A 16,525-nucleotide genomic window follows, 5' to 3' on the forward strand; every position below is an offset into this window, starting at 1 on the left:
GCATTGTCGACCAGATTGGTTTTCGAGGATGAACACGTGGCTTCGCCGGACGGTAGGGACCGTCGGCATCGCGGGCGGCATGTTGCTGCTCGGCGCCGGCGCCGCACACGCCGATGACACCGCGCTGGCGCCCGGCCAGCTGGACGACCTGTTCTCGCCCGCCGGCGGCCCGAACAACCAGTCCCTGCAGCTGCAGGCGCACACCGACCGCATCGACACCAGCACCGAGGCGACGACGTCGGCCCCGCTGAGCGGCAACCGCATCAACCGCCAGGCCGTTCCGGGCATGCTCCAGGGCCTGCCGGTGTCGAGCCTCGTGCCGACCGACAGCCTGGGCCTGCCGCGCACGACGTCGAGCCGGCTGACGAACCTGCCGGCCCTGCCGACCGACGCCGTCGCCGCCAACGCCCTGCCGGGCGCGGGCCAGGCGCCGTCGCTGGCCGACACCGAGAACTCGCTGTCGACCCTGCCGCTCGTCGGCGGGCTGACGGACCTGTCGCAGCTGGGCCTGCCCGGCACCGACACGCTGCAGGGCACCTCCATCGCGGACACCTCCACCGCGTTCCCGTCGGTCAAGCCGTCGCCGCGCAAGGCGAAGCAGGGCAAGACCGAGGACCTCCCGCTCGTCGGGGGCCTGCCGCTGCTGGGCGGCGGCCTGCCGGTGCGCGGCACGCTCAACCCCGTCGACAACCTCGGCCTCCCGATCGGCGGCGGCCTGCCGGGCGCGGGCCGCGGCGCCACCGAGGCGGGCGGCCTGCCCCTGGTGGGCGACCTCCCGCTCGGCGGCAGCGACGTGCTCAAGAACGACTCGATCACCGGCGTCCCGGTGATCGGCGGCGTGGGCCCGACGCCGGGCGTGAGCACGACCGCGGTGGCGAACCGGCTCGTGCCGACGACGGGCGCCCTGCCGCAGGCGGCGAGCAACCTGCCGCTGGTGACGGAGTCGGCGGCGTACGCGCCGCGGCACGCGGAGTCGGACTCCTACGCGCCGCGGCACGCGCAGACCGAGGCCCTGCCCGTGGTGACGGGCCTGCCCGTGGTGGGCGGCCTGGCCCAGGGCGCGCTGCCCTTCTTCAGCGGCATCGTCGGCTAGCTGCTGCTGGTTTCGCGAAGGGCCGGGCGCTGAGCGTCCGGCCCTTCGTGTTGCGGCCCTTCGTGTTGCGGCCCTTCGTGTTGCGGCCCTTCGTGTTGCGGCCCTTCGTGTTGCGGCCCTTCGTGTTGCGGCCCTTCGTGTCCGGCCCGGCGTTCCTGCACCGCGAGCGCGGCGACGCAGGCCAGCAGGATCGCGCCGCCGGCGGCGGACCACGGGGTCAGCCGCTCGTGCAGCACCAGGGCCCCGAGCGCGACGGCCGCGAAGGGTTCACTCAGCGCGACCACGGACGCCGTCGTCGCCCGCACCACGGTCAGCCCGCGGAAGAACAGCGCGTAGGCGAGGGCTGTGGGCACCGCGCCCTGGAACGCCAGCAGCGCCAGCGTCTCGCCCAGGCCGTCCGCCCTCGGCAGCAGGCCCTCGAACGCGGCGATGGGCAGCAGCACGACGGCGCCGACGGCGAAGCCGGTGAGGGCCGAGTCGAAGGGGTCGTCGGCCTGGGCCCGGTTGAGCAGCGTCACCGCGGCGTAGCCGGCCGCCGAGACCAGGGCCACCGCGATGCCGGCCACGGGGTGAGGGCCGGCGCCCGGGCTCCGCAGGACCAGCAGGACCAGGCCGGCGACCGAGGCGGCGACCGTGATCAGGCCGGCCCGCCCGAGCCGCTCGCCGAGGAACAGGCGGGCGCCGATGGCGATCAGGATCGGGCCGGAGCCGAGGGTGACCACGGTGACGATGCCGACGCCGCCGAGCGCGATGGCCACGTAGTAGGCGGTCTGGTAGACGGCCATGCCGAGGCCGTTGAGGATGCGCGTCGCCGGTCTGGCGCGCCGGCCGGTCGCGGTGCGCAGGAACGGCCGGAGCGCCGCCAGCAGGGCCAGGCCACCGGCGTAGCGCCAGAACGTGACGGCGATCGGGCCGAGGCCGCTGTGGTCGTACAGCACGGCGGCCACGAAGCCGCCGAAGCCCCACGACACGGCGGCGAGGGCGATGAAGAACAGATTGAGGCCAACGGAATTTCGCATACGGGTGTGCTCCCGGGTCATCGGCTGGGCTGGACGCGTTTCCGAACGCGGGCAGCCGCCATCGACCCGGGGTCATGCCGCCGGGTGCCGTGGTCTCCTGGCCTGCCCGCTACCGAATGGGCGGCGGGCACACGATGCGCAAGCACATGCGCGGGACCTTAGCGATCACCCCGCGGACGGACACCCGATTTTCCCGGCCGATCACGATGTGATGACAAGTCGCCGACACCCACCCGCCGACCGGCACGGACCGCGACCGCGACACGCCGCCCGACACGCCGTTGAGCGGCGGTTTCTTGCCCGAGGGTCACTATTCGTGTACGTAACTTCGCCGAATAGTCACATCTCGATGGGGTGCCCGCCTGGGTCGCGGCGATTACGCTGAGGCAACACGCACAGCCGGAGGTCGCGCCGTGGCCATTGACTCCCCCGCCACGTTGGCACAATCCCCCCGTGACCTGCCGTGGACCCTCACGGGCGGGCGCGGAATCTTTGGGCTCGACCCGGTCACCGGGGCCATCGTGCTCTGGGTCGGGTTGATGGCCGTCATCGTGTTGTTCGTCCTCCTCGCCGCGTTCCTGTCGCGCTGGAGCCTCTACCGGCTCAACCGCGCCGACCGCCGGGCCGCCGTCGAGCAGGCTGAGGCGAGCCTGAGCCCGGCCGAGCGTTCCCGGCTGCGGGTCGAGGCCGGCGAGCTCATCCGCCAGGCCGCCGCGACCGCCGCCGCCGCGAAGCGCGCCCAGCTCACCGTGGTCGAGTCGCAGGCCCGCAGCCTGGCCGCGCAGACCGCCCGCGAGCACGCGTGGAACGTGTTCGACGTGGCCCAGAAGGCCTACCAGGAGGCCCTGCAGGCCGCCGGTCAGGTCGCCGCCGGGCCGCAGCAGCCGGTGCTCGACCAGGACGATGAGACCAAGCGCGAGGTCTCGCGCGCGGCCCTGGACGCCTTCAAGCGCGGCGACATCACCGTGGACGCGCTCGAGCAGGTGTTCAAGGGCGTGGCCGGGGCCGATCCGCTGCAGGAGCTCGCGGCCCGCGAGGTCGAGCTGCGCCGCACCGCGGAGAGCCGCGCGCGGCGGCTCTACGACGCGGCGGCCGCCACCGAGCGCGCCGCGGTGAAGGCGGCGGACGTGGCCGTGGTGGCCGCGGCGGCGCTGGCCCAGGAGGCGGCGGAGGTGGCCGCGGAGGCCGCGGAGCTTCGCGACACGCTCGACGCGGCCCGGCAGGCGGGGATCACGGCTTCGACGATCCTGCCCAAGACCCGGGTGCCGCGGCAGCGCAACCGGAACCTGCGATCGGATGCGGCAGACAAGGCGACGCTCGCGACCGGCGAGGCCGTCTGACCCCCGGCCGACGCTCGCGTAGAACGGATAAGGCTCAGCGCGAGGCGTCGGCGCGCAGCCCGAACCTGCGACCGGCGAGGCCGTCTGAACTCAGGCGGTCGCTCGCGTAGGACGGATGAGGCTCAGCGCGACCACCCCCGGACCTGGCAGCGTCGGCGCGCAGCGCCGAGCGGTGTCTGGCGGGAGCGACGGTCCGCACCCCCGCGGACCCGAGTCATGCCCTGCTGACACCCGGCGCGGACGGCCCGGTGCCGTGGGTCAGGCCGTGTCAGGCCGGGTGTCAGGCCGAGTCCGAAAGGGCGTCCGTCGGCCGCTCGAACCGCATCTCGGCCAGGGCCTCCCGCAGCCGCGGGAGGTCGTCCTCCGCGAGCTGGAACGACGCCCGGCAGATCTTGTCCACCCACAGCGACACCACCACGGTGCCCCGCTCCGGGTGGCCCGTCACGCGCATGGTGCGGTCGCCGCCGCGGCGGTCTTCGAACACGTCGCCCGATTTGGGCAAAGCCACGAGCTCACCCATGCATCGATGGTGCGGCACCTAACGCCGGTTCAGCAAGTGTTCGGTGCCGCCTCATCCACAAGATCGCCCAGGGCGAGGGCGGGGGTCAGGCAGCGACGGGGATCACTGCACTCGGCGACGGGTGCTCGATCACGACGGTGGCCGGGGACGGTACGCCGGAGTCGGGATCCAGATCGAGGACCGCCACGGTGTTCGAGTGCTGGTTCGCCACGCACAGGGCGCCGTCCAGCACCGCGAAGTGCCGCGGCCAGGTGCCCCCGGTGCTCACCTCGTCGACGGGCAGCAGGCCGCCGCCCTCGACGGCGAACGTGGTGATCGTGTCGTTGCCGCGGTTGGCCACGTAGAGGTGCCGGCCGTCGCGGGACAGCGCGAGCTCGCTGGGCAGGTTGTCGCCGACCGGCTGCACGAGGCAGGAGGGCTTCACGTCGAGCAGTTCGAAGCCGGAGGTGTACGTCGAGACGCTCGACGCCAGCTCGTTGGCGACGAACACGCGCCCGTCGGGGTGGAACACGAGGTGCCGCGGCCCGGTGCCCAGCGGCTGCACCGTCGTGGTGCGCAGGTGCTCCAGGCGGCCCTCGGGCGTGACGCGGTAGTGCACGATCGCGTCCATGCCGAGGTCGACGGCGTGCAGCATCGCGCCGCGAACGGTCACCTGGTGCGCGTGCGGCCCCTCCTGCCGGTCCGGGTTGACGCTCGCCCCGGCGTGCTGGGCCAGGTCGGTCTGCCGATCGAGCCCGCCGTCGGCCCGCAGCGCGAACACCGCGACGCTCCCGGTGGCGTAGTTGGCCACGAACAGCCGGTCGTCCGCGACCACGGCGTGGCACGGGGAGCCGCCGCCGGTCGGCAGCGTGTTGATCAGCTCACCGCCGGGGGTGAAGGCCGAGACCTGCCCGCCGTCGAGCTCGCCGACGGCGTACCGGACCCCGCCCGCGCCCACCGCGAGGAAGCTCGGCGCGGGCGAGCGCACCGGCGGGGCGAGCGGCTTGAAGTCGTCGTCGTAGGTGGAGTACTGGTCTGCGTAGGAGCCGATGAGCAATGGCACCCGTCAAACCTATCGACCCTTAAGGGTGGGGGCAGCACTACCATCAATCGCGGGGGCTGCCGGGTTCGATCACGGCCCATGAAACCGGAACGCTGAAGCGCATGACAGTTCTGGTCTCTGCGGAGCGAACGAGCGACTTCACCGCCCTGTCCCAGCGGATCCGCGCGGCCGGACTGCTCGACCGGCGGCCCGGCTATTACGCCCTCCGGCTCACCCTGGTCGTCGCCCTCTACGCCGGCGGCTGGGCCGGGCTCGCGCTCACGCACAGCCTGTGGTTCGCGGCCGTGCTCGCGGTCGCGTACGCCCAGGTCGCCCTCGTCGCCCACGACCTCGCCCACAAGCAGGTCTTCCGCGGCCGGCGCTGGTCGGAGGCGCTGGGCATGCTCGCGGGCAACGCCGGCATCGGGATGAGCTACGGCTGGTGGATGAACAAGCACACCCGCCACCACGCGAACCCCAACCACGAGGAGCACGACCCGGACGTCGCGCCGGACATCCTCGTGTGGTCGACGCGGCAGGCCGAGCGCGCCCGCGGCCTCGCGCGGATCATCGGCGGCCATCAGGCGCTGCTGTTCTTCCCGCTGCTGCTCCTGGAGGGCTTCAACCTGCACGTGTCGAGCGCGCGGGCCCTGCCCACCGTGAAGCGCCGCCGCCTGGAGGGCTTCCTGTTGTACGGCCACATCGCCGTCTACCTCGCGGCCGCCTTCCTGCTGTTCTCCCCCGGCATGGCGATCGCGTTCATCCTCATCCATCAGGGGCTCTTCGGGCTGTACCTCGGGATGACCTTCGCCCCGAACCACAAGGGCATGCCGGTGCTGACGTCCGAGGACGAGCTCGACTTCCTGCGCAAGCAGGTGCTCACGTCGCGCAACGTGCGCGGCGGCGTGTGGCTCGACGTCGTGCTCGGCGGCCTGAACTACCAGATCGAGCACCACCTGTTCCCGAACATGCCCACGCCGAACCTGCGCAAGGCCCAGCCGATCGTGCAGCGGTACTGCGCGGAGATCGGCGTCCCGTACCACTCGGCCACGTTCGTGGACTCCTACGCCCAGGCCCTTCGCCACCTCCACGAGGCCGGGGCGCCGCTGCGGCGGTAACTTCGGGGGCGTGGACCATCTCGCACTGGCCGACTACCGGGCCCGGGTCGCCGCCATGTACCTCTCCGACGAGGACCTGGCGGGATTCCGGGCCCTTCGCGACGACCTCTTCGCCACCCACTCCCAGTCGGCCGCGCCAGGCCCGCTGCGCTACTTCCCCGCGTCGGACGAGTTCGTCGCCACGGTGCCCCTGACGCCCGCGTCCGGCTCCCTGGAGATCGCCACGGGCGGCCCCGACGGCGTCCTGTCCTACGAGCGGGCCGGCATCCTCGACACCCCGTGGGGCAGGCTGACCCTGTTCTGGCTCGCGGCCTACGGCGGCGGCCTGTTCCTGCCCTTCCGCGACGGCACGAGCGGCCACGAGACCTACGGCGCGGGCCGCTACCTGACCGACTCCGTGAAGGGCACCCACGGCCGCGGCGTGGTCACCCTGCCGGACGGCCGGGTGCGGCTGGACTTCAACTACGCGTACAACCCGAGCTGCGCCTACGACGACGCCTGGGCCTGCCCTCTGGCCCCGTTCGAGAACCGCCTCGAACACCCGATCCGCGCCGGCGAGCTCTCCTATCACTGACCGGCCATCGCGGGGGCGCCTATTCCGGCGACCGGAAGCGCTGAAAGGCGTCCTCGCACATCCGGTCGAAGTCGCGGCTGATCGCATCGCCGGATCGAACTCGGAGCCGGTGTTCCCGCACGACCTCCCAGAAGTGCTGGACGATCGGGCTTTCGAAGACCTCGGCGATGATCTCCGGCCACGGGTGTCCGCCCTGGCCCGCGATCCGGTAGTTCAGGTTCAGGTGCGAGAGGATGAGGTTGGCGTAGAGGAACTGCTTGCGCCGCACGGGCGTGATGTCCGGACCGTATTCGGGCCACACCTCGGCCAGGTCCTCGTCGTTGATCGCCATCTCCAGCAGATGGTTGTGCAGTTCCCGGACGACGGACTCGGAGGAGCGGAACAGTTCGTGGCCGGACTGTTCGGCCGCCTCGCGTTGCATTCTGAGCTCCGCCCGCTGCATGCGCAGCTCGTTGAACTGCACCCACAGGGTCACGAGCACCACGATCAGCGCGAACGCCGAGAAGATCCCGTTCACCACCGAGAAGGCGTCGCTCAGTTCGTCCCAGCCCCGCGGCGCGCGCGTGCCGGTGGCGATTTCCGCGGCGCCGATTCCGGCCAGGCCCAGCACGCCGGCGAGCAGCACGGCGGCCAGCAATGCGCCGGACACGATCAGCGGTCGCGCCGAAACGACGCGACCGGCAGGAATTCTGCCCATCGCTCACCCGACCTCATGAACGCCTTCGCACGGCCGGAGCCGGGCGACCAAGGATCCATCATGGGCGTCGACGGTGATATTCGGCGATCGTATTCCGGGACTCATGGTTGAATGAATCGTGAATGAGCCGGAACCGCACGTCCGCACGTCACATTAGCACCGGAAATTGCTCGGAACCAAATGATCGCCGCCGAATTCACGGCGCGTCGGCACGTGCATTCACGAAGCTACTGCATGGTCCAGATCTGGCTCGAGGCGGCCGCGCAGTCCCAGATGACCACGACCGAGCCCGAGCCGGTGCCGGCCGCCGTCAGGCAGCGTTTCGCGTTCGGGTTCTGCCACGTGTTGTCCGAGCGGCGGACGAAGACCTGCGCCGGCGTTCCGTTGCATGCGTACACCTGGACCGGCGTCCCGTTCGCGGTGTCCCGGTTCACCACGTCCAGGCAGTAGCCGTTGTCCGCGAGCAGGGTCGCGCCCGTCGCCGCGTTGCCCTGGATGCGGAAGACCTGGGCCGAACCGCCACAGGCGTCGATGACCACGCGGTTGGCGGAGCCGGGGCGGTATTCGAGGCACTTGCGCGACTGCGCGCCCATCAGGCGGCCCTGGGTGAGCGGGGCGGGCGGCGCAGTGGTCGTCGTCTTGGTCGCGGCCGGCGAGGCGGTCGGCGAGGACGCCGGCTGGGAGGCGGCCGGGGCGGTCGTCGCGGTGTGGGCGCGGGTCGTCGTCGGGGCCGCGGCCTCGGTCGCCGCATCCTCCGTCGACTCCGCCGACGCGGACGGGGACGAGCCTGCGGCGCCGCCCGGGGCCCGGCCGCCGGGCATGTCCACGCCCGGGACCCGGCCCGGCAGGGCGTTGTCGTTGCCGCCGGAGTCGTCGCCGCGCATGGCCTGCAACGCCACGGCGCCCGTGATGAGCAGCAGGAGCACCGCCACGGCGACGGCGCCGACCGGGTACTTCTTCCACGGCATCACGCGCCGGCGACGGCTGCCGCGGTAGTCCTCGGCGTCCTCGTGGTCGTAGTCCGTGACGATCGCCAGCGCCGGGGCGTGAAAGTCAGCCACCGTCGGGGAGTCGTCGCCGGGAACCACGGGACCGACGGGAAGCAGCTCGCCCTCGACTGTCTCGACCACCGTCTCGTCCGGTGGCGAGGGGTCGGCGGCCGGCGAGGAGTCGTCGGTCAGCTCGGGGTCGTTGGAGATGCCCGGGAGCGAGACGATGAACGCCAGGTTCTCGGCGTCGCTGAGGTCGGCCGCGTCCGCGCGCCGCTCGCCGGCCAGGGTCGCCACCGGGGACGGGTCCGGCTCTTCCTGCATGGCCGGCACCGTCGCCATGGCGACAGCGGTCGGGCCGTCGGGGCGGCGCTGGTGGGGAACCGCCGGAATCGTCGGCTTCGGCGGGGTGAACGGCTCCGGCAGGACGCGCGCGGCGGCCGAGGCCGTCGGGGGCACGCGGTGGCGGGGGTTGGGACCGGCGGCGGGGGGCAGCGGGCCGGCGAGCGAGGGCTGCGTGCCCGAATCGCCTGCGATGTCCCCGTCTCCAGCGACGGACATGCCGTGATCCCCCTCAAGGAGCCGAAGAAAGCCGAGAGCACCGTAGCTGCTTGCGCAACAAAAGGCGACCGGCCAGAAGTCCAATCCCGGTCTTGCGCGCAGTGCGTTGCGATCCCCCGGTAAGTTTTCCCGCATGGTGCCAACGGGCTGGGAAACGATCGCGGGGCAGCATACGGTTTGGGGTCGCGTGGACGACGCGTCGACGCATCGTGACCAAGCCGTTGCGCTGGTGCGGGAACTCGCCGCGGCGCGCGGCCGGGCCGCGTCCTCGCTGGGTGATGACCCGTGGCAGGACGACGACTTCGGCGATCGCATGTCGAACCAGATCAGCAAGCTGATCGAGCAGCTGCCGCCGGACGTGCGGTTCACGGGACCCGAGGCGTTGCTGCTGGTGACGCTGCCGCTGCTGCATGACAGCCTGTGGTCGGGCCTGGCCGCCCAGGAGCGCGGGGTGCAGCCCGGCGACCTGGAGCCCTCGCAGGACGCGAGCAGCGACCGGGCCGCGTTCGAGCGCTTCACGCAGACCTATGCGCAGCCGCACCGCCGGGCCCTGGCCGCGATCCGCGCCGGGCGCCGCGAGACCGCGGCCGAGCTCGGCTGGTGGCTGCTGCACCGGTGGATCGGCCGCCGGCCGCAGGCCTACCAGCCGGCGACGATCGCGGCGCTGACCGGCGCGCCGCAGGACGCGCGCACCGCCGAGCTGCTGCGCGCGATCCGGGCCGACCCGGCGTTCCTCAACCGGCACGACCGGCCCGAGTCGCTGCTGTCGCGGCAGGGAGAAGTACGGGAGCGGCTCATCGGTTTCCTGCTGGCCATCGCGCGCGGCCTGGCGATCGAGGTCACCGTCCTGCCGGAGGTCGTCGGCGAGCACCTCGGCATCGGCGACCCGGTCACCGCGGACCAGGTCCTGGACACCGTCCGCGACTCGCACTGGGACCTGCGGGGCGCGACGCTGGTGCTCACCGCCGCGTGCGCGCACCCGTCGATCGAGGTGGCCCTGCGCGCGCACATCGACACGCTGAACCAGCTGCTGGCCGAGGCGCAGCGGGCGGCGAGCCGCGACGAGGCGCTGCAACCGCTGCGGCACCTGCCCAACCGGGCCGCCACCGACGACGTCGGGCCGCTGGTGCGCGACGGCGTGCCCGCCTACCAGTCCGCCGGCGTGCGCTTCCGGCTGGCCGAGGACCGGGTCCGCGAGCTGCTCATGGGCGAGCAGCTCTACGGTGATCCGGCACTGGCGATCCGGGAGCTGTACCAGAACGCGCTGGACGCCTGCCGATACCGCGAGGCGCGCACGGAGTACCTGACCCGCGCCCACGATCGCAAGCTCCCGTGGGACGGGCACATCACGTTCACCCAGGGCGTCGACGAGCACGGCCGCGGCTACCTCGACTGCTCCGACAACGGCATCGGCATGGGCGTGCGCGAGCTCAGCGAGGTCTTCTCGCAGGCCGGCGTGCGCCTGGCCGACCTGCCCGAGTTCCTGGAGGAGCAGGCCGAGTGGGGACGGCTCGACCCGCCGGTCCAGCTGTTCCCGAACAGCCGCTTCGGCATCGGCGTGCTCAGCTACTTCATGCTCGCCGACGAGCTGACCGTGCAGACGTGCCGGATGGGCCGCGACGGGCAGTCCGGCGAGCGGTTGCGGGTCTCGATCGCGGGACCGGGGAGCCTGTTCCGCATCCAGGACCTCGGGCCGGGCACCGAGACGGGCACGACGGTCCGGCTGCACCTGCGCGAGGGCGTGACCGTCAGCGCCGTCGAGGAGCTGCGCAAGCTGCTGTGGGTGGCCGAGTTCGCCACCGACGCGACCGACGGGGTGCAGAGCCAGGCCTGGGCGCCGGGCGTGCTGTCCAGCGCGGCCGAGAACCTCGGCGAAGACGAGGACGACGAGGATCGCGTCGGGCCGGGCGTGGTCGCGGCCGAGGGATCGCGGGTCTGGTGGTGCCGCAACAACGGCGCGCTGCTGGCCGACGGGCTCTACGCCGGCCGGGAGATCTTCGGGGCTGTGGTCAACCTCAACCGGGACCTGGCGCCGCGTCTGTCCGTCGATCGCACGAAGATCCTGGCGTACCGCGAGGACGACGTCGACCGCCTGCTCTGGGAGGCCGTCCCCGCGCTCACGGCACCCGGCACGACCCTGCTGGGCTACGAGTGGCTGTGCCGGCTCGCCCCCGTCCGCCCGCTCGTCGCCGACCTGATCTACGAGCAGGCGATCGAGCGCGGCCACGGCCGGTGGGAGATGGACGGCGAGACCGTCGACGCCGCGGTGACCGGCTGCTTCGTGGCCAACGACGGCCCCGTCGGCGGCCCGGACGAGCTCGTCGAGTGGCGGCTCACCGCGCTGGCCGCGGGCGGGCGCTACCGCAAGGTGCTGCGCCCCGGCCCGGACTGGAAGCGGGCGCTGCGGGCCCGGCCGTCCGACGCGCTGCTGCTCAGCGTCGACGTCGACGGCACCGGCCCGTGGCTGGACCCGGTGGACATCGTGCCGCTCGTGCACCTCGTTCGGGCGGCGCGCAAGACCGGCCGCTCGGCCCCGGAGGTCGCCGCGCGGCTGGACGCGCTCGGCTTCGAGCCGTCGGTGGGCGCCGAGTCCGTGGGCGTGGACCCCGACGACCTGATCTTCACCAGCCGGGACGTGGACGGGACGCGGCCGTGGCTGCAGCCCGATCAGCCGGTACATCTGGTGCACCTCCTGCGGGCCGCCCATCGCAGCGGCCGGACCGTGCACCAGGTGGTGGCCCGGCTGCGGCAGCTGGGCTTCGAGGTGGACGTGGATGTCGACGTGCTGCCGCTGGAGCAGTTCGACGCGCGCGACCTGACCATCGCCAGCCGCGACCTGGACGGCTCGCACCCGTGGCTCGACCCGCGGGAGCCGGTGACGCTGCTGCACCTGCTGCGCGCCGCGCACAAGGTCGGGCTGCCGGCCGACGAGACCGCGGCCCGCCTGGCGCTGCTGGGCTACCCGCTGGACAGCGGCTGGGAGACGCTCAAAACCGAGCCCGACGACCTGGTGCTCATCTCCCGCGACCTGGACAGCACCTCGCCGTGGCTGGACCTGAGCGAGGAGGTGGCGCCGGTGCACGTGCTGCGCGCCGCCGAGCGGGCCTCGCGGCCGGTGACCGAGGTCGCGGCGCGGCTGCGCTCGTTCGGCTTCTCCCTCGGCGGGAACCTCGACGCGATCGAGGTCGTGAAGCTGGAGCCGGAGGACCTGCAGCTGGCCAGCCGCGACCTGGACGGGTCGCAGCCGTGGCTGGACTCGTCCCGCCCGGTGCCGCTGATCCACCTGCTGCGGGCCGCGGAGTCGACCGGCCGCGAGGTGCGGGAGGTGGCGGCGCGGCTCTCGGCGTGCGGGTACCGCGTCGACGTCGACCCGGACGCGATCCTCATCGACCACCTCGAGCCCGACGACCTGACCATCACCAGCGAGGACCTCGACGGCTCGGACCCCTGGCTGGACCCGATGAAGCCGATCCCGACGATCCGCGTCCTGCGCGCCGCCCAGCGGACCCGCCGCAGTGTGCACGACATCGCCGCCCGGCTCACGTTCCTGGGCTACGCGGTGAGCCTGCACGGCGCCGGGCCCACGCTGGACCAGGTGGAGCCCGACGACCTGCTCATCACCAGCCGGGACCTGGACGGGTCGCAGCCGTGGCTGGACCTCGACGAGCAGGTGCCGCTGCCGCACCTGCTGCAGGCCGCCCGGCGGGTGCGCCGGCCCGTGCACGAGATCGCGGCCCGGCTGGAGACGCTGGGGTACACCGTGGACGTGGATCTGTCGAGCATCGCCGTCGACTCGGTGAAGCCGAACGACCTGCTGCTGGCCAGCACCGACCTCGACGGCTCGCGCCCGTGGCTCGACGCCTCCCAGCCGGTGCCGCTCAACCACCTGCTGGCCGCGGCCCAGAAGATCCGCAAGCCGATCGAGGAGGTCAGCGCGCGGCTGCGGGCGCTGGGCTACTCGGTGCCGGACGTCGACTCGCGCCTGCCCCGCCTGCGCCCCGGCGGCGTGTAGCAAACCTCACGAGGCATCGACCCCCATGCCCGCCATGGGACAGAATTACATCGATGCCTCCCTATTGGCCGGTCGTGCGCGACCGGGTCTTCGGCCGGGTGCTGCCCGGCCTGGCCCTCTCCGCGCTCGGCGACGGGATGAGCGCGGTCGCGATCGGCTGGCTCGCCCTGCAGTACGCGCCGCCGGGGCAGCGCGGGCTGTGGATCGGGCTGGCGATCGCGGCCTACACGCTGCCCGGCGCGTTCGGCGCGGTGCTGCTGGCGCCGCTGTTGCGTGGGCGCAGCGGGGCGCACCTCGCCGCGCTCGACGCGGCCCTGCGCGCGCTGCTGCTCGCGGCCGTGCCCGTGCTGGCCTGGACGGGCGCGCTCACCATCGGCCGGTACACCGCCCTGCTGGCCGGCTCCGCGCTGCTGTCGGCGTGGGGGTCGGCGGGGCGGTACACCCTCGTCGTCCAGGTCCTGCCGGCCAAGCTCCACGTGCCGGCCAACGCGCTGCTCACGCTGCTCAACGAGGCCGCCACGGTGGCCGGGCCGGTGCTCGCCGGGCCGCTCATCGCCTGGCTCGGCGCGCCCGCCGTGCTCGCGGCCGACGCGGTGACGTTCGCGGTGCTGGCCGTCTCGTTCGCGCGCGTGGGCGCGCGGGCACCCCTGCCACGGCGGGAGCGCCGCTCGGCCGGGTTCGCCGCGATCCGCAAGGATCGGCGGCTCCTCGCGCTCACGAGCCTGTCGGCGGGGTTCTTCCTGCTCTTCGGGCCGTTGCCGGTGGCCATGCCGCTCTTCGCGTCCTCGGCGCCGGAGGTGGCGATGCTGTACATCTCCTTCGGCGTCGGCGCCGTCATCGGCGCGATCGCCATCGGGCACCTGGCGCGCCTGCCGCTGTGGCCGGCCGCGATCGGCTCCGTGCTCGCGTTCGGCCTGCTGGTCCTGCCGCTCGGCCTCGGCCTGCCGCGCTGGGCCGACCTGCTCACGCTGGCCCTGGCCGGGCTCGCCTGGGCGCCGTTCCCGACCGCGAGCATGTCGCTCTTCCAGCGGCTGGTGCCGGCCGATCGGCTGCCGCCGGTGCTGGCCGCCCGCGGCGCGGTGCTCGTCGTCGCCACGCCGCTGGGCACGCTGCTGGGCGCGCCCCTGGTGCAGGCCGCCGGGCCGGCCACGACGCTGGTGGCGTGCGGCGCGGCGACCACGGTGCTCGGCCTGCTGGCGCTGGCCGTGCGGTTACGGGCCCGGCTCGAGCCGGGCGGCTTCTCAGGCGACCTCGTCCAGCACGCTGAGGTGGGCGCAGAGCCGCCGGGTGTACTCCCGCAGCGCCGCGATCGCCTCGTCGACGTCCTCGGTGAGCACGTCGGGCAGGTCGATGAGCATCCGGCGCCCGTCGACGGTGGCGTACCCGCTCACCTCGAAGTTGCCCTCGCGCACCCACACGTCCACGCCGAGGTCCACGGTGGTCCGCTCGTAGCGCAGCACGACCCCGACGAGCGCGAAGGGCGACTCGCCGGGGCCGATCCGGCCGATGCGGCCGATGAGCTCCCAGTGCAGCGGACCCCGCATCCGCCCGTGCGTCGCCGCGGCCTGCTGGCCGAAGCGCTGGAAGTCCTCGCACGCCTCGTTGAGAGCGGCGAGCAGCGTGGCGGCCCCACTCGATCTCGCGTCCATGGTCATCCTCCTGCGGCTCGATAGGCGGCGCCCACCTGGGTGGGGGTGGTGCCGTTGCTGTAGAGGCCGGTGTCGCCGGACTTGCTGGTGTAGAGCAGGAACCAGCTGTACCGCTCGACGTAGGACAGGCCCTGGAGCATGGCCGTCGAGCTGTTGACGAACGCGACCTGCTGGTCCGTCGAGGGGTAGACGGTGCCGTTGTCGAAGCGCATCAGCGCGTACTCGGTCAGCCAGATCGGCAGGTGGTAGCGGTTGTAGACGTTCTGGATGTAGGTCTTGAGCTGACCGGCCGCGTTCGGGCCGAAGTCGCCGCCGTACCAGTGCAGGGTGATGAAGTCGACCCGGTAGCCGCGCTCCTTCACGCCCTGCATGAACTGGTCGAACCAGCCGCCGGGGGTGTCCGCGCCGTAGGCGGGCGCCGGGCTGCCCAGCCGCATCCCGGTCGCCTGCAGTTGCGGCCACAGGTCGAGGACCTGCTGCGGGGTCATGTTCGACTGTTCCTTGAGATCCGGCTCGTTGAACGCGAGCAGGGTCTTGCCGTTGGCCTTGGCCTTGGCGAGGTCGCCGCTCACGTTGCCGCCGCCCCAGATCATGGGCACGAACTCGGCCCCGGAGACGCCGGACATCGGGTTCGGGGACCAGTCGTAGTACCAGCCGGCCCGCACGTCCTTGATCGCCGGGCCGTTGCTCGCGCCGAACTTGTCGTTGGTGCTGACGCCCTTCTTCGCGCTCTTGGTCGGCGGGGGCAGCGCCGCGACGGTGCTCTTGGCCGGGGTCGCGCTGGGCGGCGCGCTGCTGGGCGGCGGGGGCGGCGCCTCACTGGTCGGGGCCGGGGCGGCGCTGGTGGACGGGGCCGCCGCCACCGCGGCCGGCTTCTCGTCGCCCTGGGTGGCGATGTAGGCCGCGCCCGCGGTGCCGGCGATGGCGGCCGTCGCCGCGAGACCGACCAGCGCCGGCTTCGAGGCGGCGAACCAGCCGAACAGCACCGCCTTGAGCCCGCCCGCCTTCCCCGTGGTGACCGCGGCCGTCGTCGTAGCCGCGGTGCCGGCGCCCGAGGCCATGGCGCTGAACACGAACGGGACCGGGACGAGCGCGATGCCGGCCAGCAGGCGCTCGGCCGCGACCATGTCCGACCACGCCCGGTCGCACTGGTGACACTCCCGGGTGTGCCGGGCCAGCCGCTTGCGCCACAGAGCGCTCGGGCGGCCGTCCCAGCTGTGCAGCACCGCGCTGAGCTCGGGGCAGCGGGGCCGGGCGGCCAGCGCGCGCACGACCGCCCGGGCCGCGTCGAGCTGCGCCTTCATCCGCTGGATGCGCACGGCCGCGTGCTGGCGGGTCAGGTGCAGCGCGTCGACGACCTCCTCCCGGTCGAGCTGCCCGGCGGCCTCCAGCCACCACAGCGAGAGCAGCTCGCGGTCGTCGTGGTCGAGCCAGCGGGTGGCCTCGGCGACCTCCTGGCGCTGGCCGGACAGGCGCAGCCGCGTGATCGCGAGGTCGGCGAAGTCGGCGCCGGGGTCGGCGGTGTCGGTCGGGTCGGCCCAGTCCCCGACCAGCGGCGCCTGGGTCTGGCGGCGGTGGCGGTCGCGGACCTGCGACATCGCGATGGCCACGGCCCAGGAACGGAAGCTCTCCGGCTCGCGGAGGCGGGGCAGCCCGTCGACGACCCGCAGCATCGTCTCCTGCACGACGTCGTCGACGTCCGCGTGCCCCTGCAGCGCGCGCCCGACGATGTTGTAGATCAGCGGCAGGTACTCGCCGACCAGGGCATCCAGTGCCCGCTGGTCACCGGCTCGCGCCGCGATCACCGTGGCCGTGCTCATTCGCGCCTCCTGTCGAACCTATTCAGGAGACGTGGCGGCCCGGGGTCAATAACGCTTCCTCGAAAACTACTTTGCGTGACTGACCCGTTCCGTTATTTGGTGTTGTGGCTGA

At 73.0% G+C, this 16,525-nt stretch carries 12 protein-coding genes; 6 read left to right on the top strand and 6 right to left on the bottom strand.

The features are described 5' to 3' along the window. Positions 1–28: 28 nt before the first annotated feature. The gene (locus tag ABT369_RS02755; RefSeq protein WP_350609949.1) at positions 29–1,093 is read left to right on the top strand and encodes a hypothetical protein; all 1,065 of its coding nucleotides are present in this window, start codon (positions 29–31) and stop codon (positions 1,091–1,093) included. Here the strand turns inward: ABT369_RS02755 and ABT369_RS02760 are convergent. Beyond that, positions 1,090–2,112, bottom strand: coding sequence for a DMT family transporter (locus ABT369_RS02760; RefSeq protein ID WP_350609950.1), 1,023 nt, complete (start codon positions 2,110–2,112; stop codon positions 1,090–1,092). The two genes, ABT369_RS02755 and ABT369_RS02760, sit on opposite strands and share 4 nt — an antisense overlap. A gap of 413 nt (positions 2,113–2,525) precedes the next feature. Here ABT369_RS02760 and ABT369_RS02765 point away from each other — a divergent pair, with 413 nt between their 5' ends. Next, entirely contained in the window at positions 2,526–3,452 is a 927-nt protein-coding gene (locus tag ABT369_RS02765; RefSeq protein WP_350609951.1) for a hypothetical protein, read from the top strand. 280 nt (positions 3,453–3,732) lie between these two features. Here the strand turns inward: ABT369_RS02765 and ABT369_RS02770 are convergent, their stop codons facing one another. Both ABT369_RS02770 and ABT369_RS02775 read right to left on the bottom strand, forming a co-directional pair. Continuing rightward, positions 3,733–3,972 carry a hypothetical protein gene (locus ABT369_RS02770; RefSeq protein ID WP_350609952.1) on the bottom strand — a complete coding sequence of 80 codons (240 nt, stop codon included), beginning with the start codon at positions 3,970–3,972 and terminating at the stop codon, positions 3,733–3,735. Positions 3,973–4,057: 85 nt separating this feature from the next. Continuing rightward, positions 4,058–5,014 (bottom strand): lactonase family protein, encoded by a 957-nt coding sequence (locus ABT369_RS02775; protein ID WP_350609953.1) that lies wholly within the window; start codon positions 5,012–5,014, stop codon positions 4,058–4,060. A gap of 101 nt (positions 5,015–5,115) precedes the next feature. Between ABT369_RS02775 and ABT369_RS02780 the strand changes: the two genes are divergently transcribed. Then, positions 5,116–6,111, top strand: coding sequence for a fatty acid desaturase family protein (locus tag ABT369_RS02780; RefSeq protein ID WP_350609954.1), 996 nt, complete (start codon positions 5,116–5,118; stop codon positions 6,109–6,111). Positions 6,112–6,121: 10 nt separating this feature from the next. Next, positions 6,122–6,685 (top strand): DUF1684 domain-containing protein, encoded by a 564-nt coding sequence (locus ABT369_RS02785; RefSeq protein WP_350609955.1) that lies wholly within the window; start codon positions 6,122–6,124, stop codon positions 6,683–6,685. 19 nt (positions 6,686–6,704) lie between these two features. Here ABT369_RS02785 and ABT369_RS02790 read toward each other — a convergent pair whose 3' ends face one another. Continuing rightward, positions 6,705–7,334, bottom strand: coding sequence for a DUF6082 family protein (locus ABT369_RS02790; protein ID WP_350609956.1), 630 nt, complete (start codon positions 7,332–7,334; stop codon positions 6,705–6,707). A gap of 275 nt (positions 7,335–7,609) precedes the next feature. Then, the gene (locus ABT369_RS02795) at positions 7,610–8,932 is read right to left on the bottom strand and encodes a ricin-type beta-trefoil lectin domain protein (RefSeq protein ID WP_350609957.1); all 1,323 of its coding nucleotides are present in this window, start codon (positions 8,930–8,932) and stop codon (positions 7,610–7,612) included. Between the two features lie 133 nt (positions 8,933–9,065). Between ABT369_RS02795 and ABT369_RS02800 the strand changes: the two genes are divergently transcribed. Together ABT369_RS02800 and ABT369_RS02805 are read left to right on the top strand one after the other, a co-directional pair. Next, positions 9,066–12,944 carry a wHTH domain-containing protein gene (locus ABT369_RS02800; protein WP_502891688.1) on the top strand — a complete coding sequence of 1,293 codons (3,879 nt, stop codon included), beginning with the start codon at positions 9,066–9,068 and terminating at the stop codon, positions 12,942–12,944. A 53-nt stretch (positions 12,945–12,997) separates the two neighbouring features. Further along, on the top strand, positions 12,998–14,617 hold the full coding sequence (locus tag ABT369_RS02805; RefSeq protein WP_350609959.1) for an MFS transporter: 1,620 nt from the start codon (positions 12,998–13,000) through the stop codon (positions 14,615–14,617). Here ABT369_RS02805 and ABT369_RS02810 read toward each other — a convergent pair. Further along, on the bottom strand, positions 14,596–16,413 hold the full coding sequence (locus ABT369_RS02810) for a sigma-70 family RNA polymerase sigma factor (RefSeq protein ID WP_350609960.1): 1,818 nt from the start codon (positions 16,411–16,413) through the stop codon (positions 14,596–14,598). The two genes, ABT369_RS02805 and ABT369_RS02810, sit on opposite strands and share 22 nt — an antisense overlap. Positions 16,414–16,525 lie beyond the last annotated feature (112 nt).

Origin of the sequence: Dactylosporangium sp. NPDC000244 (genome assembly GCF_040300725.1) — a bacterium.
Lineage (GTDB): Bacteria > Actinomycetota > Actinomycetes > Mycobacteriales > Micromonosporaceae > Dactylosporangium.